Annotated in this window: 1 protein-coding gene; it reads right to left on the reverse strand. The window is 58.7% G+C overall.

Going from position 1 to position 1648, the window contains the following annotated elements; translation table 11 throughout:
* Positions 1-1648: beta strand repeat-containing protein (locus QMG93_RS34885; protein WP_281944499.1), on the reverse strand; the 1648-nt coding region annotated here is incomplete at both ends.

The following is a 1648-nucleotide window of genomic DNA, read 5'->3' on the forward strand; positions in this document are numbered from 1 at the left end:
AGCTCCCAGCACGGAGCCGACGGAAGTCAAGGTCCCCGCGGTAATGGTAGCGCCGAGCACGCTGGTGATGGTACCGTTAAGCAGGTTGTTGATCGTTCCGCCCAGCAGCGTGGTGCTGACCGTGCCGCCGAGAATCGTCGTGCTGACGGTCCCGCCGAGAATGGTGGCACTGATTGTGCCTGCTGTAATGGTGGCGCCCAGCACGGAGCCGACAGTAGTCAAGGTCCCCGCGGTGATGGTAGCGCCGAGCACGCTGGTGATGGTGCCGTTAAGTAGGTTGGTGATCGTTCCACCCAGCAGCGTGGTACTGACTGTACCTCCGAGGATCGTGGCACTGACTGAACCGCCGAGAATGGTAGCGCTGATCGAGCCTGCTGTAATGGTAGCTCCCAGCACGGAGCCGACGGAAGTCAAGGTCCCCGCGGTGATGGTAGCGCCGAGCACGCTGGTGATGGTGCCGTTGAGCAGGTTGTTGATCGTTCCGCCCAGTATCGTGGTACTGACTGTACCCCCGAGGATCGTGGCACTGACTGAGCCGCCAAGGATCGTGGCACTGACGGTACCAGCGAGAATGGTGGCGCTGATCGTGCCTGCTGTAAGGGTGGCTCCCAACACAGAGCCGACGGAAGTCAAGGTCCCCGCGGTAATAGTGGCCCCGAGCACGTTAGTGATAGTGCCGTTAAGCAAGTTGTCGATGGTCCCGCCCAGCAGTGTAACACTGACTGCGCCACCGAGAATTGTCGCGCTGATCGTGCCTGCTGTAATAGTTGCGCCCAGCACGGAGCCGACGGTAGTTAAAGTCCCCGCGGTGATAGTAGCCCCGAGCACGCTGGTAATTGTGCCATTAAGTAAGTTGTCGATAGTTCCGCCAAGGATCGTGGCACCGACTGAGCCACCGAGGATTGTCGCACTGATCGTACCTGCTGTAATGGTCGCACCCAGCACAGAGCCGACGGAAGTCAAGGTTCCTGCGGTGATGGTGGCCCCAAGTACACTGGTGATAGTGCCGTTAAGCAGGTTGTCGATAGTTCCGCCCAGCAGTGTAGCACCGACTGCACCGCCGAGAATCGTCGCGCTGATGGTACCAGCGAGAATGGTGGCGCTGATCGTACCTGCTGTAATGGTTGCACCCAGCACAGAGCCGACGGAAGTCAAGGTGCCTGCTGTAATGGTGGCCCCGAGCACGCTGGTGATAGTTCCATTAAGCAGATTATCGATTGTCCCGCCAAGGATCGTGGCATTGACTGAACCTCCGAGAATCGTTGCACTGACTGTCCCGCCAAGAATGGTGGCGCTGATCGTGCCTGCTGTAATGGTCGCACCCAGCACAGAGTCTACAGTAGTCAAGGTCCCTGCAGTGATGGTAGCGCCGAGCACGCTCGTAATGGTGCCATTAAGCAGGTTGTCAATAGTCCCGCCCAGCAGTGTAGCACCGATCGCACCTCCGAGAATCGTTGCGCTGACGGTACCAGCAAGAATGGTGGCGCTAATCGTGCCTGCTGTAAGGGTTGCGCCCAGTACGGATCCGATGGTAGTCAAGGTCCCCGCAGTGATGGTAGCCCCAAGCACGTTGGTAATAGTGCCATTAAGTAAGTTGTCGATAGTTCCGCCCAGCAGTGTAGCACCGACCGCACCGCCGAGAATCGTA

The organism is Paenibacillus tyrphae, assembly GCF_027925525.1.
Classification (GTDB): Bacteria; Bacillota; Bacilli; order Paenibacillales; family NBRC-103111; genus Paenibacillus_G; species Paenibacillus_G tyrfis_B.